This window comes from Aliikangiella maris (assembly GCF_040719265.1).
GTDB classification, from domain to species: domain Bacteria; phylum Pseudomonadota; class Gammaproteobacteria; order Enterobacterales; family Kangiellaceae; genus Aliikangiella; species Aliikangiella maris.
In genome coordinates this window covers 3,698-23,487 of the sequence record NZ_JBFDAH010000038.1, presented here as the reverse complement: position 1 = coordinate 23,487, position 19,790 = coordinate 3,698, and the positions used below count along the sequence as shown (strand labels likewise).

General features: G+C 35.0%; 23 protein-coding genes. 9 read left to right on the top strand and 14 right to left on the bottom strand.

The features are described 5' to 3' along the window. Positions 1-515: 515 nt before the first annotated feature. The 4 genes from ABVT42_RS20555 to ABVT42_RS20540 form a co-directional block, all read right to left on the bottom strand. Positions 516-1,136: an FKBP-type peptidyl-prolyl cis-trans isomerase gene (locus ABVT42_RS20555; protein WP_353897772.1), complete on the bottom strand. Its 621-nt coding sequence runs from the start codon at positions 1,134-1,136 to the stop codon at positions 516-518. A 145-nt stretch (positions 1,137-1,281) separates the two neighbouring features. Next, the gene (locus ABVT42_RS20550) at positions 1,282-2,094 is read right to left on the bottom strand and encodes an oxygen-binding di-iron domain-containing protein (protein ID WP_353897773.1); all 813 of its coding nucleotides are present in this window, start codon (positions 2,092-2,094) and stop codon (positions 1,282-1,284) included. A gap of 280 nt (positions 2,095-2,374) precedes the next feature. Continuing rightward, positions 2,375-3,019, bottom strand: coding sequence for a DUF2959 domain-containing protein (locus ABVT42_RS20545; protein WP_353897774.1), 645 nt, complete (start codon positions 3,017-3,019; stop codon positions 2,375-2,377). Positions 3,020-3,093: 74 nt separating this feature from the next. Next, positions 3,094-4,212 (bottom strand): potassium channel family protein, encoded by a 1,119-nt coding sequence (locus ABVT42_RS20540; protein WP_353897775.1) that lies wholly within the window; start codon positions 4,210-4,212, stop codon positions 3,094-3,096. Positions 4,213-4,802: 590 nt separating this feature from the next. Between ABVT42_RS20540 and modA the strand changes: the two genes are divergently transcribed. The 5 genes from modA to ABVT42_RS20515 all read left to right on the top strand — a co-directional run bounded on the left by modA (position 4,803) and on the right by ABVT42_RS20515 (position 8,719). Then, entirely contained in the window at positions 4,803-5,588 is a 786-nt protein-coding gene (gene modA, locus ABVT42_RS20535; RefSeq protein ID WP_353897776.1) for a molybdate ABC transporter substrate-binding protein, read from the top strand. Continuing rightward, positions 5,575-6,270: a molybdate ABC transporter permease subunit gene (modB, locus tag ABVT42_RS20530; protein WP_353897801.1), complete on the top strand. Its 696-nt coding sequence runs from the start codon at positions 5,575-5,577 to the stop codon at positions 6,268-6,270. Before modA ends, modB begins: the two co-directional genes overlap by 14 nt. 1 nt (position 6,271) lies before the next feature. Beyond that, positions 6,272-7,402 (top strand): molybdenum ABC transporter ATP-binding protein, encoded by a 1,131-nt coding sequence (gene modC / locus ABVT42_RS20525; RefSeq protein WP_353897777.1) that lies wholly within the window; start codon positions 6,272-6,274, stop codon positions 7,400-7,402. Continuing rightward, a complete protein-coding gene (locus ABVT42_RS20520; protein WP_353897778.1) occupies positions 7,403-8,002 on the top strand; it encodes a DUF488 domain-containing protein in 600 nt (199 codons plus the stop codon). A 288-nt stretch (positions 8,003-8,290) separates the two neighbouring features. Beyond that, the gene (locus tag ABVT42_RS20515; protein ID WP_353897779.1) at positions 8,291-8,719 is read left to right on the top strand and encodes a hypothetical protein; all 429 of its coding nucleotides are present in this window, start codon (positions 8,291-8,293) and stop codon (positions 8,717-8,719) included. A gap of 26 nt (positions 8,720-8,745) precedes the next feature. Here ABVT42_RS20515 and ABVT42_RS20510 read toward each other — a convergent pair whose 3' ends face one another. Continuing rightward, positions 8,746-9,786 carry a CNNM domain-containing protein gene (locus tag ABVT42_RS20510; RefSeq protein WP_353897780.1) on the bottom strand — a complete coding sequence of 347 codons (1,041 nt, stop codon included), beginning with the start codon at positions 9,784-9,786 and terminating at the stop codon, positions 8,746-8,748. Positions 9,787-10,073: 287 nt separating this feature from the next. Here ABVT42_RS20510 and ABVT42_RS20505 point away from each other — a divergent pair, with 287 nt between their 5' ends. After that, complete coding sequence (locus ABVT42_RS20505) at positions 10,074-10,766, top strand: hypothetical protein (RefSeq protein WP_353897781.1); 693 nt, start codon at positions 10,074-10,076, stop codon at positions 10,764-10,766. 9 nt (positions 10,767-10,775) lie between these two features. On the opposite strand, the gene ABVT42_RS20500 is transcribed toward ABVT42_RS20505, so the two are convergent. Then, on the bottom strand, positions 10,776-11,708 hold the full coding sequence (locus tag ABVT42_RS20500) for a CPBP family intramembrane glutamic endopeptidase (RefSeq protein WP_353897782.1): 933 nt from the start codon (positions 11,706-11,708) through the stop codon (positions 10,776-10,778). Positions 11,709-11,884: 176 nt separating this feature from the next. Between ABVT42_RS20500 and ABVT42_RS20495 the strand changes: the two genes are divergently transcribed. Beyond that, a complete protein-coding gene (locus ABVT42_RS20495) occupies positions 11,885-12,679 on the top strand; it encodes a hypothetical protein (protein ID WP_353897783.1) in 795 nt (264 codons plus the stop codon). Between the two features lie 129 nt (positions 12,680-12,808). Here ABVT42_RS20495 and ABVT42_RS20490 read toward each other — a convergent pair whose 3' ends face one another. From ABVT42_RS20490 to ABVT42_RS20480, 3 genes are all read right to left on the bottom strand, one after another. Next, positions 12,809-13,741: a sodium-dependent bicarbonate transport family permease gene (locus tag ABVT42_RS20490; RefSeq protein WP_353897784.1), complete on the bottom strand. Its 933-nt coding sequence runs from the start codon at positions 13,739-13,741 to the stop codon at positions 12,809-12,811. 115 nt (positions 13,742-13,856) lie between these two features. After that, the gene (locus ABVT42_RS20485) at positions 13,857-14,063 is read right to left on the bottom strand and encodes a hypothetical protein (protein ID WP_353897785.1); all 207 of its coding nucleotides are present in this window, start codon (positions 14,061-14,063) and stop codon (positions 13,857-13,859) included. Between the two features lie 170 nt (positions 14,064-14,233). Beyond that, positions 14,234-15,196 (bottom strand): LysR family transcriptional regulator, encoded by a 963-nt coding sequence (locus ABVT42_RS20480; protein ID WP_353897786.1) that lies wholly within the window; start codon positions 15,194-15,196, stop codon positions 14,234-14,236. 197 nt (positions 15,197-15,393) lie between these two features. On the opposite strand from ABVT42_RS20480, the gene ABVT42_RS20475 reads away from it, so the two are divergent. After that, positions 15,394-15,864, top strand: coding sequence for a Rap1a/Tai family immunity protein (locus tag ABVT42_RS20475; RefSeq protein WP_353897787.1), 471 nt, complete (start codon positions 15,394-15,396; stop codon positions 15,862-15,864). Between the two features lie 102 nt (positions 15,865-15,966). Here the strand turns inward: ABVT42_RS20475 and ABVT42_RS20470 are convergent, their stop codons facing one another. From ABVT42_RS20470 to ABVT42_RS20450, 5 genes are all read right to left on the bottom strand, one after another. Beyond that, positions 15,967-16,632, bottom strand: a complete 666-nt coding sequence (locus ABVT42_RS20470) for a DUF418 domain-containing protein (RefSeq protein ID WP_353897788.1) — start codon at positions 16,630-16,632, stop codon at positions 15,967-15,969. Then, positions 16,604-16,792: a hypothetical protein gene (locus ABVT42_RS20465; protein WP_353897789.1), complete on the bottom strand. Its 189-nt coding sequence runs from the start codon at positions 16,790-16,792 to the stop codon at positions 16,604-16,606. Before ABVT42_RS20465 ends, ABVT42_RS20470 begins: the two co-directional genes overlap by 29 nt. Before the next feature lie 332 nt (positions 16,793-17,124). After that, positions 17,125-17,385: an RNA recognition motif domain-containing protein gene (locus tag ABVT42_RS20460; protein ID WP_353897790.1), complete on the bottom strand. Its 261-nt coding sequence runs from the start codon at positions 17,383-17,385 to the stop codon at positions 17,125-17,127. 179 nt (positions 17,386-17,564) lie between these two features. Beyond that, complete coding sequence (locus tag ABVT42_RS20455; protein WP_353897791.1) at positions 17,565-17,774, bottom strand: cold-shock protein; 210 nt, start codon at positions 17,772-17,774, stop codon at positions 17,565-17,567. A gap of 357 nt (positions 17,775-18,131) precedes the next feature. Further along, positions 18,132-18,836 carry a DUF1826 domain-containing protein gene (locus ABVT42_RS20450; RefSeq protein ID WP_353897792.1) on the bottom strand — a complete coding sequence of 235 codons (705 nt, stop codon included), beginning with the start codon at positions 18,834-18,836 and terminating at the stop codon, positions 18,132-18,134. Positions 18,837-19,333: 497 nt separating this feature from the next. Between ABVT42_RS20450 and ABVT42_RS20445 the strand changes: the two genes are divergently transcribed. Continuing rightward, positions 19,334-19,477, top strand: a complete 144-nt coding sequence (locus ABVT42_RS20445) for a hypothetical protein (RefSeq protein WP_353897793.1) — start codon at positions 19,334-19,336, stop codon at positions 19,475-19,477. Positions 19,478-19,790 lie beyond the last annotated feature (313 nt).

The following is a 19,790-nucleotide window of genomic DNA, read 5'->3' as shown; positions in this document are numbered from 1 at the left end:
ACCAAAAAGTTGAGAGTTATTCTAACATTTTTGGTCGAAAAAGGGGTTCTTGATTAGAGATTATTTGTTAAATATCAGAAGGTTAGGCTTTTTTCAGGGGCGACTACCTATCTATTTAAACTCGATGGTACTTTTTAAACTTAGTGATGACTGAAGTAATATTTCTCTACAGAAGAATCAGTGAAAAGCTTAATCATTCAAGTAAAATAATTATAGTCAATATCTTATTAAAGCAATAAAGGAAAAGCTTAAGTTAATCAGGGAATAGCACCACACTATGATTGAAAGATTCAACAGTGATCACATACAGCACTATCGAATTAACAACTTAATAATTATTATCGATGCTTTAGCTATTAAAAAAAGCGTGACTATGATGATTTGTTTAATAAAGTTGCGGGATTAAACATAGAGAGTAAATAATCCCTCCTATGAGTCACCCCCTTTTATGGTTGATAAAATATCAATTAAAAGGCGGTGCTTGAATCTAAAAATAAGTTGAGGTTAAATAGCAATTAATCAAGAATAGCTAATAATTCCACATCAAAAACTAATGTTGAGTAGGGACCGATCGCATTACCAGCACCTCTTTCACCATAAGCTAATTCATAAGGAATCGTTAATCGCCACTTTGCACCCACATTCATCAATTGTAGCGCTTCCGTCCAACCAGCAATCACACCATTAACTGCAAATTCTGCAGGTTGACCACGTTCATAAGAACTATCAAATACCGTACCATCAATTAATGTACCGTGATAGTGAGTTTGTACACGTGAAGAAGCAGTTGGTTTTTCCCCTTCTCCTGCGGTAATCACTTCATATTGCAATCCTGACTCAGTTACAGTGACACCATCTTTTTTTGAGTTTTCGGATAAAAAGCGTTTACCTTCTTCAATAACACCTTGTGAAAGTTCAGCCTGTTTTGCTTGCATAATTTTGGTAATATGCTGAAAAGACTCATTTAATTCATTTTCGCTAACTAGGCTTTCAGCTTGATTAAAAGCATCGATTAAACCTTTGGCTACAGCATCTATTGCTAAACCATCAAAAGATTGATTCAACAACTGCATACCCATGTTTCGACCAACGCCGTAGCTGGCTTTTAATTCGTGTGTGTTATATTGATTACTCATTACCACTCTTCTTGTTTAAGGAAAACCCCAATTATAACACGTTTCGATAGGCGATATTTGTTCAATTGGGAAGCGTAGTCAGACTTGTTCTGCTTATATACAGCACAAGTTTTGAGCATAATAAGTTGGTTTTAATAATGTTACTTTAGGCAATATATTCAAATGCTGAAACTTCTGGCATATAGAAATTTTCATCAATGAGATCAACCCCACACTGAAGCTCACTAATCCAAGCCAGAAATTCACCAATTTGCTTACCAGCAAATGGTTTGCCATGCTGTGGTACTATCATCGATACATTCAGTGTCTTGACCATATTCGCCCATAATCGACAAGCTTTATTTGCAGTCATATATCGTTTGTGAAAGCCTTTCATGGTGGGAATATGCGCTTCAAAATCAGTAACAGGCCTCATTGCCTCATCACCTTCAACCAATGACGCCCCCATATCTCCCGAAAATAAAATACGACTTTTTACATCAAAAAACTGAAAATTACCGACCGAATGTAAAAAGTGTGCTGGAATCGCAATAATCTCACTTCGCCCCAACTTAATGGGTCCGCCGCGATCAGGTAAGCCGATAATCCTTTCTGACATTGACATCCCTTTTTGATCACTTAAATATCCAGGCACTAAGTGTGGCAAAAAACGTGACCATAATTTTGAAGTGATAATTTTAGCGGGTGTTTTCATTAGCCATTTGGGCAAGCTGGCTATAATGTCAGGATCTTGATGTGAGGCAAGAATATAATCCACATTATCAATGGATGAATGCCTGGCTATTTCTACAGTTAACGGAGCGAAGGTCAAATCTCCACCGGGATCAATTAAGGCCGCCCGTTCACTATCGAGAATCATAAATTGATTGGATTGAATACCCTCACCTTTGACTAAATCAATAAATGAAAGACAATGATGAGTATCATCCTGATATAAGGTTACTGCACGCTGAAACATCTGACTGACCTTTATAAATAAAACGCTGGTAATCTATATAAAAATAAAATTATTGATAAAAATCAACTACCAAGTAAATGAATGAAATGTTTTTTTAAAATTAATCTCAATAAGTATATTTTTCATTTACTATTTGAATTTGATTTGTATCAATATCCCCTAAATTTTTATAGTTATTTTTAATTTTGATTCAATATCTGGAATTAACTATTTATTTTACCCTAGTTTTAATCTAACATTTTGCTGTATCAAATCATCATTTCTTTCGGCGTGTTAACAATTAATTTTCCATCTGTTTTATAAATTGATTAGATTCACTAATTGATTGGTTCATCTGTTTAATCAATACAGATACATCTTTTTTGATACCCGAAAGTTCCTCTTTGATTGCATCTATTGCCCGCGCATTTAAATTGTGCTTTAAATATAAGACTTGATCCTGAAATACCGCTAGCACCGGCTGCATTTTTTTCTCAACTTTTTTCATTGTCTTTATCAAGGCTGCATAGCGCTTTTTGGTTTGATTCAACTTAAGTTGACTTTTTTGTTTTAAACTGGCACTCGAGTACTGGGATAACTCAGTTTGCCATTCATCAAATAGCTTTTCAGCAACATATTCAACACTGTCAATCCTGTCAGAAACGGCCTGTGCGCTTTGTTGACTCTTTTTAAACTGTTCGTTTAATCGATTATAAACTGCTTCCAGTTCACCGCCATCAAACTTTACCACACTCTGAAACTCTTCCAATGCTGAGGCAAATTGCTCTTTGGCTTCTTCTTGCGAATCTTTTGCTTTTTCAATTCTTCCCGTTAAAATATCTCGCTTTTCATAGCCCAGTTGCTCCAATGTTTTTAATTTGACGCTTTCACAACCGCCGAGCACCAACAACAACCCAAACACCATCAATATTTTTTTTAAGTACATTATGAATATCCTGATTTGTCACTCTATTAATAGTAATAATACGCTTATGCTAATCATAAAATAAGACACAGCTGTTAAACCAAACAGGTTCTTATTTTTTCAGCAATTTGATTTTTATTTTGTTTTTCATAAACCATAGTAATCACACTTTTGCCACTACACAACTCATCGGGTTTCGGATTGACTTTAATTTTTCCTTCATTGTTCATATAAGCAACAGGTAAACCTGCGTCATTTTCTAACACATTCATCACTAGTGCTTTCCATTGAACAGCAGAAAACTCAATATTGATTCGGTACATATGCGCACCACTATGGCTAAATAAATTTTCCAGAACTTCTTCGGTACCCGGTGAAGTAGCGGCGCGAATGATTAGTTCAGGATAAGCACGTACAGGTCTGACAACGGCATGTGCACCGATTCGTCGTAATCGCTCTCTATTTTCATCACGTACAACTTCTGCGGCAATAATTGCCTGCGAACCAATATCTTTAATTCGACTTAAAATATCAAATGTCAAAGAGTCAGACAGACTATCACTTGAGTCTCGCGCAATAATTAAAATGTACTTAGCCTTATCGACATTGGCTTTTAATAAAATTTCGGAATCTTCTGATCGCCCAGTAGTATGCACAACATCTAGCTTGGTAATATTATGGGGCAAACCTTTTTGGTACTTACGTGTAATAATCTGAATACATAGATTTTCCAATTCAGGTGTTTTTCTAATTTCATTAATCAGTTTGGTTAAATATCCATCAGGATCCGAATTGGGGGTATTAATTATTAAAATATGCTCATTCATGTTTTTCCAACTCCACTGACCAAATAGTTTCAACTCACGTCGATTGTACCGATATTCAATGTATTCACCAAAAATTAATCCTAATAACGAAATACCAAATAAATACAAAAAGATAAAAGTACTCCAGCGCCCAGCCGTTGTAGCACTAGAAAAATCACCATAGCCGACAGTATTTAAGGTGGTAACGGTTAACCAGAGTCCATCGCCGAACTTCATATCTTCAAAATAAACCATTGCAAAGGTATGCATAAACACTAAAAAAAACATCAACGCCATCAAGCGAACTAATCTTTGAGTAAAAGTAGCATGAAGTTGGCGCGTAAAATGCTGACGTTGCTTACGAAATTTAAAATAATTAAAAAAAATTTTAGAGCGGATCATTCCCATAATGGACAACCAAGTTTTTCTCGTTTCAATATTTTATTTAAGTCTGTTTTTTCAACTCAAATCAGATTCTTTCGAATATATCCCAGCATAACATTCGTACCAAAAGCCAATGGTAATCTTCAATAGCGCGATTTAGCGCAATACAAGCTTAAATTTCTTATTCGAATTTAGCGACATCTTAAATAACGATCAAGTCAATAATTCATTCAATGATCGAATATTAATCGACTCGCTTATTAATGCAGCTTTATGACCTATTGAAAAAGCGTACGAATAAGCCAATAGGATTTTAAATTTAGAATGTAACGGTTTGTTAATTTTTTACCGACACAATCATTAGATTTTTTGAACAGAATAACGTTAATTATTCAACATTGCAGCACAAATCACACTTTTAATATAAAATTAATTAATGTGTGTTATTTTACCAACAAAATATCAATCACTTTGTTTTCATTACATATTCAATTATCTCAGCAAAAAATTTAAAAACCAAACCAGGCGTAGCTGTTTCGCGCAAAGCAATATATAATCTTCTCACATTGGCGGGAGTAACCCCTACTTTTTAACGGTAACATTCGCACTATTCGATGAAAGTAACACTGATATTTTTTAGCTTTTTATTAGGTGTTGGCAGCCACAGTTTGAGGGCAGAAACAGTTAATATTGCTGTTGCATCAAACTTTGCAAAACCCATGCAAGCTATTGTCAGTCAATTTATGCATCAAACTCCCCATCAAGCAAAACTTTCTTACGCATCTTCTGGGAAAATCTACGCGCAGATTATTCATGGCGCACCTTTTGATATTTTTTTATCGGCCGACCAAGCCAAACCATTGGCACTTGAACAACAGCAACGAATCGTAAACAACACTCGCCAAACTTATGCAATAGGCCGATTAGCACTCTGGTCGAATTATCCACAGCAACAAAAGATACGTGCCCAATCGCTCAGCAAGAGCACGCTAAATAAAATTGCAGTTGCAAACCCTGATATTGCGCCATATGGTGCAGCCGCTATCGAGGTTTTAAATCACTTAAAACTTTATTCTACGGTTAAATCACGATTAATTTATGGCGAAAATATTGCGCAAACCTTTCAGTTTGTCAGTAGCCGCAATGCCGACCTCGGATTTATTTCACTTTCCCAAGTTTGGTATAAGGGTCATTTGACACATGGTTCAGTGTGGCCAATTCCGACCGAATTGCACGCACCAATAAAACAAGATCTCGTTTTATTAAAACGCGCGAAGCATAATCAGGCGGCACAGGCGATGTTGACATTCTTACAAAGCGAACAAGCACAACAAATCATCACTGATTATGGTTATTTGCGTGTTCAGCAGGAGTCGAATCATCATGATGCTATTAACTGAGGCAGATTTAGCCACCATTTGGTTAACACTTCGCTTGGCTACTACCGTCACCATTATTTTATTAATTTTGGGAACACCTCTTGCCTGGTGGTTAGCGAAGACTCGCTCGTGGTTAAAAACACCGGTGGGGGCAATCACGGCATTACCTTTGGTGTTACCACCAACCGTTATTGGTTTTTATCTGCTTGTCGCCATGGGACCGCAAGGTATTTTTGGGCAATTCACCCAAAGTCTTGGGTTGGGTTTATTACCTTTTACTTTTTGGGGATTGGTTATTGGATCAATTATTTACTCTCTCCCATTTGTTGTACAACCTATTCAAAATGCGATTGAAGCCTTGGGTAACAAGCCCATCGAAGTTGCCGCAACGTTGAGAGCAGGTCCTATTGAGAGTTTCTTCACGGTAGTATTACCATTAGCCAAATCAGGCTTTATTACCGCAGCTATTCTGGGTTTTGCTCATACGGTCGGTGAATTTGGACTGGTATTAATGATTGGCGGAAATATTCCAGATGAAACCCGCGTTGTATCGGTTCAGATTTATGATCACGTCGAGACTTTAAATTATGCCAAAGCCCATCAGCTTTCTTTAATTATGCTGATATTTTCCTTTACTGTTTTGCTGATGCTTTATTGGCTGCAACGTAAACAGACAATGAATAAAAGTGTTATTGGAAGTTGATATGAACGAATTAACTCAGCCGTCACCTCAGGGTAATACTCATGTGCGTGTTCAACACCAATATCAAAAATCCAGTAGCATTCAAAATCAATCTAATCCTTTTATATTAGATGTGAATTTAGAGTTTCCAGGCAGTGGTGTAACCGCAATTTTTGGACATTCAGGTTCGGGCAAAACAACTTTATTACGCTGTATTGCAGGACTTGAAAAGCCAAATTCCGCAAAAATAATTATTAATCATTCGGTATGGCAAGACGAATCAACATTTAGACCAACTCATCAACGACCACTAGGGTATGTTTTTCAAGATTCATTACTATTTGAGCACCTCACTGCACGCGGTAATTTAAACTATGCTAGCAAAAGAGCACCAAAGCAATATTCAACCAGTGATGAACAAAAAATCATTCAAATTATGGGCATTGAATCAATTTTAGATCAATACCCTCATCAACTTTCAGGTGGTGAAACTCAGCGAGTGGCCATTGCCAGAGCTTTATTGATTCAACCCGAATTGCTTATTTTGGATGAACCGTTAGCTTCACTGGATAGAATTAGAAAACAAGCAATTATTCCATACCTTGAACAACTCAAATCCAACTTTGCTATTCCTATCATTTATGTCAGCCATTCCATTAACGAAGTATCAAGACTTGCTGATCAGGTATTTGTTTTAGATCAAGGTAAAGTCATCGCTCAGGGAACAGTCAAAGAGGTATTTTCTAGAATCGATTTGCCTAATAGCTTTGACGATGATATTGGCGTGATATTACAGGGCACCGTCATTAATCGTGATGAAGAGTTTCACTTGATACAAATCAATTTTGGCTGCGGTAAACTTTGGGTAAAAGATGGCGGCGATGAAATAGCGAAAACAGTAAGAGTGAGAATCTTGGCCAAAGATATCAGTCTGGCATTGAGTGAACACCAAGATAGCAGCATATTAAATCGATTCCAGGTAGAAATTGTTGACATTAAAGCTGATCACGATATTTCAATGGTGCTGGTTCGCTTAAAATGCCGAATCGAATATTTTATTGCTAGAATTACCAAAAAATCTTTACATCAATTAAATTTGAAACAAGGCTCTGTGGTCTGGGCTCAGGTTAAGTCTGCCGCGGTAGTTCGATAAATGTCATCAACGATTTACACTATTGGTTATGCAACCAAGCCAATTAACATTTTTATCGAACAACTAAAAAAATATGCTATTAATATTGTAATTGATGTTCGCTCTGTTCCATTTAGCAAAGCCTTTAGTGATTATCACCAGCACCATATCAAACAGCATTTAAACAATCATCAGATTAAGTATGTTGATTTTGGTGAATTACTCGGACCTCGTTCGAAAGATAGTCAGCATTATAATGAGCACTATCAAGTTCAATTTGATCGACTGATGCAATCAGCAAAGTTTAACCAAGGGATCGAGCGATTAAAAAATGGTTTAACAAAAGGATTTAATATTGCGTTAATGTGCGCAGAAAAAGATCCTTCGCACTGTCACCGTAGCTTATTAATTGGCTATTACTTGATTAGACATAGCGACATTAATATCGCCCACATCTTACATAATGGTCAAATAGAATCTGAGCAAAATCTTGAGCAGCGTTTAATGCATGACAATGCAATTATTCCTGACATGTTCTCTTCACATACTGATTGCTTACAACGCGCTTATAATATTCAAAAAGAAAAAATGGCTTATATTAAACCTGTCGATAATCATTAAAATGAATATACTGTCGCTTATTACACAGCGTTCAATCAACAATCAATCAATATTCAATCAATATAAAGTCAACTATTTTAAAACTCATTCATACCAATAGATTATGACCAACTTTGAATAACTGTAAAATTATATTAACAGACACAATTAATTAACTGAAAAAGCATTCACTTCACCGTTTTAAATAATTATTCAATAACTGAAATAATCATTTTATTGCTAGGCTAACCATGTCTATCACATTTTGAATTGAATTAAATAAAGTTTTTAGTTAGCGAGGTTTAGAACATGAAGTTATTCAAGTCTGTGTTATTTAGCACGATTATATCAACAACAACCCTGTTTTCGACAACCACATTTGCCAATGAACTTCGATTTGTTGCCAGCGATAATAAACTGGAAACTAAAATTTGTGTCTATGCCGCAAACAATCAGATGTCACACTACCGTCGAGCCGTTAAAGACTTTATGTCAGTTCCATTTGAAAGAAATGTACAGCGAATTATTGTGAATAAATTAAAATGTAATGGTAAAAGTATTGTTAACTTTTCTAAAGATTTTTTAGCGATGGATACGGTTAACTATATGCGTCAATTTAGCGATAATAATACTCATACAAAACAAGAGCTGGCAAAATCAAAAATAACGAATCAATTAAATTCAACATCTGAGAAACATAATTTACCAACAACTATTGTTGTTAGTGGAAAAATTTAAATAGCACACAGATCAAAGCCACAAGATTAGTTGTTGCTTTGATCATTTTGCTTACGTTTCCATTTCTTCTTGGCTTCTTTTTGCATATCTATCGCTTGATCTTTTTCATCAACAATTTCAAAGCCAAGCATCGTTTCCATGACATCTTCGAGCGTAATAATACCTTCAACACCACCATACTCATTAACAACCAATAACATATGTACTCTTTTAGCGAGCATCTCATTTAATGCATGTCTAAGTGACATACTTGCTAATAATGCGGGAAGCGGGTGTCGATAATTTTCTAAAGGTATTTTGGAATTATTTCTAGCCTGCGCCAATAATAAGTCACTTCGAAAAACATAACCGGTAATATTTTCATGATCACCATCAAATACCGGAATACGAGTAAACGAGACTTTATTATATTTATGAAAATATGCTTCTACAGTTAACGTTTGCGGCAGCGAAAAAACCACCGTTCTTGGTGTCATGGCATCTTTTATCGATAACCCCTTGAGTTTTAGCAGATTTTTTAAAAATATTGACTCTTGTTTAAGTAACAATCCATCTTGCGAACTGAGCTCTGCCATAGCGGCAAATTCTTCTCGACTAAATCCGTTAAGTGTCGGTCCATCTGACAAACGCCCAGTAATCATTTCAGACATTTTAACAAAGGGATATAAAACGATAATCATATACTTAAGGGAAAAAGCCGTTATTGGTGCTAATTGCCGCCAATAGGTTGCCCCTAATGTTTTAGGAATGATTTCAGAAAACACCAAAATCAATAAAGTTAACACCGCAGATGCAACGCCTACGTAGGCATTACCAAATACCGCAGCCGCTTGAGCACCGGCACCAGCGGCACCAATAGTGTGCGCAATGGTATTTAGAGTGAGTATTGCAGCTAACGGTTTGCTGATGTCTTTTTTCAAATCTTTCAACAGAGCGCCGGTTTTGTCCTGTTTTTTTTCTAATATAGCAATATGTGCATTATTAATACTCAGTAAAACCGCCTCAAAAATAGAACATGCAAAAGAAAATAGTATCGCAACCAGAATATAGACAATTAATAAGATCATCAGACAAATTCAAATAACATAGTAGAGCCTCTAAGGCATTTTTTGATAGGTTATTATTTTGTACACTTATTGTTAGTATAGTCAATAAGGACACAGAAAATTTCGGGTGTTTATTGATGTTGCTTGAATCAACTGATGCTAAATCAAGTGCGCACTAAATGTTAGAATGCTTAGGTAATTACTGTAGCCAAAAAGTCTCTCAATCGATATGATATCCGTTTAACCCAATTCTAACCTCTTCAACAACAGTGTATGCTAACCTGCACTGGTAAATTTAAGGAATTATCATGGATTTTGATAGCCTGTTATTAAAACCTAATTTAGAGCCACTCGACACAAATACCCAACGAATAAGACGAAATCTGTTAATCACAGCAATCATTGGTATTATTTTAACCATTGGTTCTGCCAATATTAGTGGAAATCAAATCACACTGGCCGGCATTAAATTTGAAAATATTCAAATCTTGCATATCTATTATTTCTTATCTTTAACTTTATTATATTTTTTTATACATTTTAATTGGGCGGTTTGGGATAACTTGAAAGAAAATCAACTGAGATTAACCGGTTTAAAAATTCCTCAAGCCAAGGTTGCGGTGCAAGCTGCATCACCAATTTTTGAACCCAATGTGCATGATAAGCGACAATCTACATTATTTTCTTGGTGGAAAAGCCATTGCGATCAATATACAACTTTTCGAAAAAAATTGATCGATATCCAACGATTAGTTGATCAACAGCACTATACCGCAATTTTAAATCAGTTTGAAAATTTAATTAACGAAATGCAAGTCAAGTCAGTATTTATGGAACATGCACTTAAACAGTTTGAAGAAGGATTTTGGCAACATCAGCGTAGTCAATTAATACGCTGGTTTCTATTTGACTTTGGTATCCCTTTTATACTTGGATTAGGCTCGTTGATTTTATTATCAAGAAAAATACTGTCCGCTTTACCCTTTAATTTGAATTTCTAACAATAACGATTAGTTTAATCGTGGATAAGTAAATAATAGCAAATGCGTCAAGTTCAATATGACATGTGCCAAAATAGTAAATTCAATATGACGGCTTACTTGATAAATTAAACCGTAACCTAAACCTGCTAATAAAGCACCAAGCATATAAATACTTCCACCCGAAAAATGAACTAAAGCAAACAAGCTGGCTGTGACCAATAATGGTATAAAATAAAAATTTTGTCGGTTAGGGTTAAATAACTGATAAAGGCGTGCTTGAATGAATCCCCTAAAAAAGACTTCTTCAACCAGACAGGTAGAAAAAAGCTGTATCAAAAAAAATAAAATAAGAAAGTTTAATTTAAAAAAATAGGTTTGATTATAAGCAACTAATTCATTTTGACTGGCAAATCCCAAAACGGTAATCAGCATACCAATTAACAATATGGCACTGTGTTTTAAAGTTGTGAAATTAGGTAACTTAAATTTTGGGATGAAGGTTAAAAAGAATATCAATCCACCTAACGACTTATCAAAATTGATCGTTAAATTAAAAGGTGTAGAGTTGCCTTTAATGATTTGCTGCTGAATAATTGGCTGGTTATTAAATCCAGGTAGCATATGAAAGCCCAACATTAATAAGATAATAACTGCCAAACTCCCCACAATCCACTTTACAACATAATTATTGACTTGTTGTAAAATCACACAGTTCAACAGTAAAAAACCAACGCAGGCAATAGCAACTAATTCAATAAATCCAGCAACATAACAATAAATGACTAATACCAGTAACGCTAGTGACCAATAAGGAAAATACTTTTGATTAAACTGAAATCCGCCAAAATATTTACAGCAGACAGTCACTACATATAAGAACATGGCAATATTGAGCGACCAACTTGTTTGAGGATTGACGTAGACTAACTCATTTATCATGGGCGGCTTTAACATATACATAAAGCTAAAGCACATAAGTGTAATGTAAAAGTTTTGAGGTACTGATTAAACCACTTGATTTATGTATAAAAAATGATTATATCTTGCATTAAATTGTTGTTTATTGTGGCAAATATAAAATTTTAGTCAATAGATAGCCTTTCCCCATTACACCAATAAAAATTTTTTGAGGCTTTATGAAATATTACCAATACTGGGTAAATCGACAATTCAATATACGCATTGGTGCGCAAAAAGAATCGATTAACATTTTATCTGGCTCAAATGTTTCAGAACAAGACGCATTTGAACAAGCGATAAAGCGCTGTGAACAAGTTGAGCGAAGAATTCAAACTAAAGAACCATTATCTGAGTACGATATCCCAATTAAAGAACAGGTCGATACAATCATTGATTCTGCTAATATTGTTACCATTTGCCGCTACGGCGCAAAAATAATTAATACGGAACAATATACGATTTTAGATTTAGACGATTATCCTCTCAACTTTTTTGACTGGTTTAATGGCATGAGAAAGCTCTCTAGAAAAGAGCGAATAGTCGCTAAGTTTTTGCAACAAATAAAGAAATACCCAGAGCTAGGGGAAGACTTTCGCATTTATGAAACAACCAAAGGTGTCAGGGTGATTGGTAAAAAATACTTGGCGCCAGAAGGAAAACATTACCAACATATTATGAGAAAACTGAATGTTGATTGGCTATACATTACTCTCTCTCAAAAGCAACAATGCTATCGTGCCAGAATTACCCCAAAACCTTACCGAATGCGTTTTCGAACCATTAAAATTAAATCGCCAGTCGACTGTCAAACTGAAAGCTATCAGCAATGGGCCAAAGAATATGCTAAAGCATCTGAACGCTATGCTGTAGTGAAATTTGTTAAATCAATTGGTCTGGATTTTTCAACAGAGCCTGTCATCAAATTTCATGACGAGGCCTGCAAAGCGTTTGAAAAATCCAGACTGGCTTAGTAGATTTATTTTTTACTCAATACAGACTGTTAACGCTGTTTATAAGTCATACATAACCAAAATTTTTTAATTACTTAAATCACTTCAGTTAGGTTATAAAACTGATTACTGAGGTGACTTGTATGATTATTATTTAGCGAACCATTCTGCCATAATCCAGTAAACCGGCATTCCCACCAATATATTAAACGGAAAGGTAATACCCAAAGATGTTGTCATACCGTAAGAGTGATTTGCATCTGGAATTAAACTGCGCATGGCAATCGGAACCGCAATATATGAGGCACTGGCGCTAAGCACGATAGTTAAAAAGATACCACCGGCACTTAATCCTAATAAACTGGCAAACACACCGCCAATCAACCCGTTCACCATTGGTCCGAATGTACCCACTGCCATTAAAAATGGAGCATCTTTTTTCAGGTCATTCACTTTAGCAGCCGCGTCCATACCCATACAAAGTAGGAATAATGCCAGTACACCACTAAATAACTCACTAAATAGCGGGGTTAATTTGCTCGATTGCTCATGTGCAACCAGACCAATAATTAAACCACCAAAAAGTAACACAATACTTTCATTTTTGAGTATATGCGATACCCATTGCTTAACCGGTATACTTTGACTTTTTTGGTTTGCCAAATAAACCGCAACAAACATTGCAGGAAACTCTAGTAGCACGACAAATAAAGGGAAGTAGCTTTCATAGCTGATTTGTTGAGATTCAAGTAAGGCAACAGCTACCGCATAGGTACCAATACTCACTGAGCCATAATGTGCAGCAATAGACGCGGCATCTTTTGCAGCAAAATCACCTATCCATCGCAATATTGGGAACACAATGAAGGGTAAGAACATACCGAGCAAAATAAAAAATGATGCTTTAATTAACAAGCCACTCGATAAGTTTTCAGCTAACGCTGCACCGCCTTTTAATCCGATGGCCAACATTAAGAAAACACTGATCCCGTGATGAAATCCATCGGGTAGTTTTAACCCAGACCCAATTAATTTAGCAATAAACCCTAAAATAAAAAACAAGACGATAATATCAAGCTGCATGATTATTTTACCTTTTATTTATAGCTTTCAATTTAAATACTTTATGAGTAATTTATTTTTAGATTAAGTTAACACTTTGATTCAATTGCTAACTGCTCTAAAACGACAAACAAAATCAAGGTCTGTCAGCATTCAAATTCGCCATAGAATAATTAGTTTTGCTACGCTGTTGTCGATATGCCGTAATAGAAAGTACCGATAATAAACCACCAACAACATAAAGCCCCCAGTGGTAAGCGTTTTCTGATGCAGTAACGACACCAACTGAAATTAGCATTAACGCAGTGAATAAACAAAAAGCCAGCTGTCGAAAATTTTTCAATTAAAGATCCTCCTCTGTTTTGTTAATATAAACATTGATAGACATCGATGATAATTGATGGATTTCAATTGGTGGAATTTTGACAGAAACAAAACATAGATTAAAATATATTTTGTTTTTATTTTGTATTTATAAATATCTATATATTAATAATTAGCTGATACTCTCGTTTATACATAACCTTTAGCCACAGAGTTATCTAATAACTCAGCCGCCAAATCAGACCCCTCAACTTGAAGAAACTCCAGAAATGTTCGCGCAACATCAGATAACTGTTTATTTTTAAGGTACACGACATACCAGTGGTGTTTAAGTGGGAAACCCTTTACATTCAATATCTTAAAACTAGATTTAGTCGCTTGAGACAAGGTATGGACAGATAGTATTGAAATCCCCAGTTTCGACATCACCGAGTGTTTTATCGCTTCATTACTTTCAATGGTCATTTTCTCATTTACGCTATTTCCCGAATCCTGCAAATATTTTTCAACAGCAAAACGGGTGCCCGAGCCAGGTTCACGCATAATAAACGGATCATTTTTTAATTTGGCAAAATCGATATTTTTCTTATTGGCTAGAGGATGCTCTGCATGAACAACAACGACCAGTGGATTATTAACAAATTCGAATTTTTCTATTTCAATATCATCAGGTGGATGACTAAATACATAAAAATCATCTTTGTTTTCACGCAGCCGACTAATCATAGACCCGCGATTACCGATATTAAAAGAGACCTCTATATCGGGATATCGTTGACAAAAAGGTCCTAGTAAATGTGGAAAAAAATATTTCGCCGTTGTTACAACTGAAAGCTTTAAATGACCGGCTTGCAATCCGGACAGACTCGCCAATCGACTTTCAAGTCGGCCTAATGTGTCAAAAATCTCTAATGAGCTTTTATATAATTCATTACCGGCATCTGTTAAATAAAGCTTGCGACCGACTTGTTCAACCAGGGGAACCCCTAAATGATCTGACAACTTTTTTAGCTGAATAGAAACCGATGGTTGTGCCAAGTGCAAAAGATTTGCGGTCTGACTAATGCTACCTGTTTCAGCAAATTTTATAAAAATTTCTAGTTGGCGAAACGTACCAATTTTAGCGTGAAAGCGCGAATGTGGAAAAGGCATATTTATCTCAAACAAAGATATTATGTATAGGTTGATATATTTATGATAATAAATATGAGTCGTAAATTAAATATATTTTACTAAATATTTGAGTTATGAGAGGGTAAATAGGCTCCACTTTTATTCAAATTTTGCGTGAGGACTCAAGTTCGACCAATATTGTTTGGTCCTCATCTTTTTTTATGGAGGTATCTAAAATGAAATGGCTGTCCCCACTCATAAGCTCATTGTTTATATCAGTTCTTTTTGCCACTTTCAGTTTAAAGGTCAACGCACTTTCCCCGTTAAGTACCGAAGAACTCTCAACTTTATGTGATGATACAGAATTAACACTTACTGATCCTGAAAGTGCACAATGCATTCGCTACATTAAAGGTTTTATCGATGGATTATTAATGGCACAAAAGCATGTGCAAACTATTGAAGATAAAAAGCGAAGCAGTTTTGTAGAACGAGCGATAGAAACCCGTATTGGTAGTCGAATTGAAAATAGAGAACCCTTGACTGCTGAAACTCAGCTTTGCTGGGATGATAACCCAGTAATTAATGATGTTGTTGAAAATATTTCTCAGCAAATTAGAAAAAATCAAGATGCCGACATCTCAACACTTACTCGGGTATATCAAGCTATCAAGCAAAGTTATCCTTGTGAATATCCGGCTAGTTAAATGGTTAATTAAAACCAATTAAAACTATTATTGGATTTAATTTCACTAATATCAGCAAGTAAAAAAGCTAAGATTATTGGTAATCTTGGCTTTTTTATGTGGTTAACTAACAAAAGCCATTTCTTTTTTCTCTATTCTAAAAGGCAAAAGTTGGCGATAAGTCAAAGAACGCCACAGCCACTCTACCGGTCCAAAACGATATCGAGCCAACCACCAATAACTCAGCAGCATTTGTGCTGTAAACATACAAATCACAAAAATCAATTGCAGTTTATAATTAAATTCGGTCATTAATCCGAAACCATATCCATAAAGTATCCAAGTACCAATTAATGATTGCAATAAGTAGTGCGTCAGAGCCATTCGTCTAACAGGTGCAAACCAATATAAAAAACGTTTAGCATTTCCAAGCATGAGTAGACTAATCATCGCTACATACACTAAAGTAAAGCATATTCCTGATCCAGACGTACCCAGATTTATTGCAAAACGCCAAAAGGTACCAACTTCAGGAGGCATTTTGATCATGGCCCAAATAAATAGTACATTGAAGACCATTCCAATAAAAAAACCAATAGCGATTAATTTGATAAACGTTTCCCGATTTTTACCCGCTTCATTAATCAACTTTTTCTTTCCAAAATAAACACCAAACAAAAATAATCCCAATATTAAAAAGTTAAATGTAGGTTGCCACAATTTCTTGGATAATAAACTGAGTCGATAGGCCAAAATCTCGCTATAACTCTGAATGATAAACATCTTCATTGAGTTTGTCCCATGCTACATCAAACCAATTTACCGGATGTGCAAAGACAAAGATATTAATAAACATAATGCCTAATAAAGCGAATCCTCGCAGTACAACTAAAGTATCTATACGTTCGTGGTTTTTAGTTGGTGTTCCTTGTAACGGTGATAAAATCATTGTTATGGCCTTTCATATATTATTTTTATACAAAAAAGATACATTACATCATAACGTTTAAATTATTGATTTAATTGTGACTTTTTACTTTTACCTGAAATATCAGTTGATGCTTGATTGAAAGGTTAACAAACAAAAAATTTGCTTATGATGTACCCGAAAACTAAACACTATAGAAAATATATAACCGAGATAACTACAACATAAAAATTGTTTTTATTACATTTTTATTTTCGGGTTTGTGTTTTTTTTGAATGCTATTTAATAAAATATGCTAGTTGAGAGTACTTTTTATCAATGACTGTTAACTTTATATGTATTTACAACGGATATTAACGCGAACGCCCTTTTCCTCTTGGGCTTTCAAATTTCACTTGTATATCTTTATCCATAAACGATTTTCCATTTAAGCCTTTAATTGCCGCCCGAGCTTCGTGCCCTTCCATTTCTACAAAACCAAATCCTTTACAATTACCACTAAAAACATCCATAACCAGTTTTACACTTCGAACAGTACCGTATTCAGAAAAAAGCGTTATAAGATCTGCTTCTCGAGCTTTTAAAGGCAAATTACCAACGAACATCTTTTTCATCTAACAGGCTCCTTTTATCATTGATACAATAATTATTAACTGTTGAAAAATTTTTATTTAAAAATACAACGGATTTATTGAGTAACCAATACAAAAAAAGGAAGTACAATTGTACTTCCTTTTATAGGAAGAGCTTTTATTGATTGAAACTCAATATAGCTTGTTCTAATTTTTTATACTTAAAGTGCAACGATTTTTTCAGCTTGAGGACCTTTTTGGCCTTGAGTAATAACAAACTCAACAGCTTGCCCTTCGACTAAACTCTTAAATCCAGAGCTTTGAATTTCTGAAAAGTGAGCAAAAACGTCTGGACCAGATGATTGCTCGATAAAACCAAAACCTTTAGATTCATTGAACCACTTAACGGTTCCTTTTACTGTATTAGACATGAATATACATCCTGAGTTACGATTTAAATAAGCCAAAATTGGCGGAATAGCATGAAATGAGACTGGTACTTATAACTTCAGGACGAGGAAAACTTAAAACAACGAAATGTAGGGATAAACAAGAGGCTTTCTTTCTAGCTGCGCCCCAGTATATAGATATTTTTAACGGGTCAAGCTATTTTGAGAAACAGTGTTAGTACCTCATTAAATAAATACATTATGGTTAATAAATTTAAAAACTCAGCACTAGTTTTATAAAATAGTTGCTTTATAAAACAACTATTATCCTACCAAAAATTTGTGTTAATTCCGTCGCCCAATATCCGCAATATTTGTCAATATTCAAACAGTTATGAGTTAGTTGATAAAATCCAAGGTCAATAATAATCGGCTTTCTCCAATCGGCAGTATAGGAGAGCGATGCACCAAACCAGCATTTTCATTATTTTCCCACAATTCACCTTTTAATAACGCAACATCTCCTGCTTCAAGTTTTTGGATATTTTTCTCATTCAAATAGAGCCCAGATTCATGATCAGGGTTACCATTACTTCCAGCCCCAAGTTTGGTTCTATCAATTATATGATCTGGCAACCATTGTGTTGCCATTCCTCGATAAGTTGACACCAATCGACAAGGAACTCTATCAACATGAAACTTTGGGCACATTGCATTATTTAACACTGTTAACCGTAAACCTGCATGTCTTAACTCAAATAAACAACAGAACATATCCACAAGTTCTGCAATATTTTCAATGAGCTCCGACTGCTCAGAACTACTGATAGTTTGATTAAGATTTGCAATTACATTTTGTGGTGCAACAGTCATAGCAACTTGATACACGGGATTATCTTTAATAAAACTATCGATAGAGTTTTTAAGTGATAAAGATAGCTCTCGTTGCCAAACAGCGATATTAATCATTTCTTGATAAATATGAGTTAATACTTCTGGTTGATCGTTTTGGATTGCTCGAGGTAGCTTTTCAAGCGTATTTTCTTCTGAGAAAAAGTATAACGAATCATGGCTGTCAGCTAAAACGGTATTGGTATTAATCATTTACTTTATTCCTACTCCAAATAATCCTTAGTTAGGATAGCAAGTCTAATAATCTTTACCTCTATAATTATTACTCTTTAATGATAATAAAGCTGACTGCTATCAATTACTAATTTATTACACCTAAAAGCTATGATACAACATAACATTTGTATTGTGAAGAGTTATTTCGAACACTGCTTGAAAGAAGTAATATTTGGCATATCGTGTCATCCAATCTCTTAAAGGGGCTTGTTTTAAAAAATAGTTGACTTGAGATAGAAAATTATCTTTGTTATTTCTTAGTTTTTTCTGACTTAAACTTTATTGTGACTCTAGAATGAAGAATTTCAGTCCGGTTTTATTGAACCACAACAAACTTCAGTTCTGATTGTCGAGTTCCTGCTTTTCATGATTAACCTCAACTCTGGATAAGAAATAGAATAAAAATGGAACTAAATGCTCCTTCCCGGATCAGAACATTCGACCAAGGCTGATCAGATCAAAAAGGAACGAGCATGAATAAGTTAGTTGAAACCTATTGCGATCATTCAATTGACTATGGGCTTATTCCCTTTGACTACCTGATGTTTTTACTGAGGGAGTTACCAAAAAAACAATACAACATTGAATCATTAATGCCTTGGAATTTTAATCAATAAGTTGTCAATGTGGGATGGCCAGACGTTGACGTTTATACTGTAGGTTCACTGCCGCACAGGCAGCTTAGAAAATGCTTAACTAAAAAGTGATTGAAGATTACTAATAGCATATTTTTGCAACCGGATTCACAGTTTGCTTATCGACATAGTAATATCAGTTTGTTACGATAATGAACTATTCAGCTTTCTACCAAACTATCGATTAAATTTAAAGCTAGCAAGAAAAGTAAAAATATATTAAAGGGATTTACTCCATGTTATTCGACCCATTCTACGTCAGATCGCGCAGCCGCAGGCGCTTTTTATTTGCCCC

What these genes read in the sequence shown, in the direction of transcription:
- ABVT42_RS20550 (WP_353897773.1), bottom strand. Translation starts at nt 2,094, where the DNA reads ATGTTTCAGCGTGCAGTAACCTTATATCAGGATGATACTCATCATTGT.
- ABVT42_RS20465 (WP_353897789.1), bottom strand. Translation starts at nt 16,792, where the DNA reads ATGATTTTATCACCGTTACAAGGAACACCAACTAAAAACCACGAACGT.
- ABVT42_RS20445 (WP_353897793.1), top strand. Translation starts at nt 19,334, where the DNA reads ATGAATAAGTTAGTTGAAACCTATTGCGATCATTCAATTGACTATGGG.
- ABVT42_RS20555 (WP_353897772.1), bottom strand. Translation starts at nt 1,136, where the DNA reads ATGAGTAATCAATATAACACACACGAATTAAAAGCCAGCTACGGCGTT.
- ABVT42_RS20545 (WP_353897774.1), bottom strand. Translation starts at nt 3,019, where the DNA reads ATGTACTTAAAAAAAATATTGATGGTGTTTGGGTTGTTGTTGGTGCTC.
- ABVT42_RS20460 (WP_353897790.1), bottom strand. Translation starts at nt 17,385, where the DNA reads ATGAAAAAGATGTTCGTTGGTAATTTGCCTTTAAAAGCTCGAGAAGCA.
- ABVT42_RS20490 (WP_353897784.1), bottom strand. Translation starts at nt 13,741, where the DNA reads ATGCAGCTTGATATTATCGTCTTGTTTTTTATTTTAGGGTTTATTGCT.
- ABVT42_RS20515 (WP_353897779.1), top strand. Translation starts at nt 8,291, where the DNA reads ATGAAGTTATTCAAGTCTGTGTTATTTAGCACGATTATATCAACAACA.
- modB (WP_353897801.1), top strand. Translation starts at nt 5,575, where the DNA reads ATGCTATTAACTGAGGCAGATTTAGCCACCATTTGGTTAACACTTCGC.
- ABVT42_RS20480 (WP_353897786.1), bottom strand. Translation starts at nt 15,196, where the DNA reads ATGCCTTTTCCACATTCGCGCTTTCACGCTAAAATTGGTACGTTTCGC.
- ABVT42_RS20455 (WP_353897791.1), bottom strand. Translation starts at nt 17,774, where the DNA reads ATGTCTAATACAGTAAAAGGAACCGTTAAGTGGTTCAATGAATCTAAA.
- ABVT42_RS20450 (WP_353897792.1), bottom strand. Translation starts at nt 18,836, where the DNA reads ATGATTAATACCAATACCGTTTTAGCTGACAGCCATGATTCGTTATAC.
- ABVT42_RS20505 (WP_353897781.1), top strand. Translation starts at nt 10,074, where the DNA reads ATGGATTTTGATAGCCTGTTATTAAAACCTAATTTAGAGCCACTCGAC.
- modA (WP_353897776.1), top strand. Translation starts at nt 4,803, where the DNA reads ATGAAAGTAACACTGATATTTTTTAGCTTTTTATTAGGTGTTGGCAGC.
- ABVT42_RS20500 (WP_353897782.1), bottom strand. Translation starts at nt 11,708, where the DNA reads ATGTATATGTTAAAGCCGCCCATGATAAATGAGTTAGTCTACGTCAAT.
- ABVT42_RS20520 (WP_353897778.1), top strand. Translation starts at nt 7,403, where the DNA reads ATGTCATCAACGATTTACACTATTGGTTATGCAACCAAGCCAATTAAC.
- modC (WP_353897777.1), top strand. Translation starts at nt 6,272, where the DNA reads ATGAACGAATTAACTCAGCCGTCACCTCAGGGTAATACTCATGTGCGT.
- ABVT42_RS20510 (WP_353897780.1), bottom strand. Translation starts at nt 9,786, where the DNA reads ATGATCTTATTAATTGTCTATATTCTGGTTGCGATACTATTTTCTTTT.
- ABVT42_RS20540 (WP_353897775.1), bottom strand. Translation starts at nt 4,212, where the DNA reads ATGGGAATGATCCGCTCTAAAATTTTTTTTAATTATTTTAAATTTCGT.
- ABVT42_RS20475 (WP_353897787.1), top strand. Translation starts at nt 15,394, where the DNA reads ATGAAATGGCTGTCCCCACTCATAAGCTCATTGTTTATATCAGTTCTT.
- ABVT42_RS20495 (WP_353897783.1), top strand. Translation starts at nt 11,885, where the DNA reads ATGAAATATTACCAATACTGGGTAAATCGACAATTCAATATACGCATT.
- ABVT42_RS20470 (WP_353897788.1), bottom strand. Translation starts at nt 16,632, where the DNA reads ATGAAGATGTTTATCATTCAGAGTTATAGCGAGATTTTGGCCTATCGA.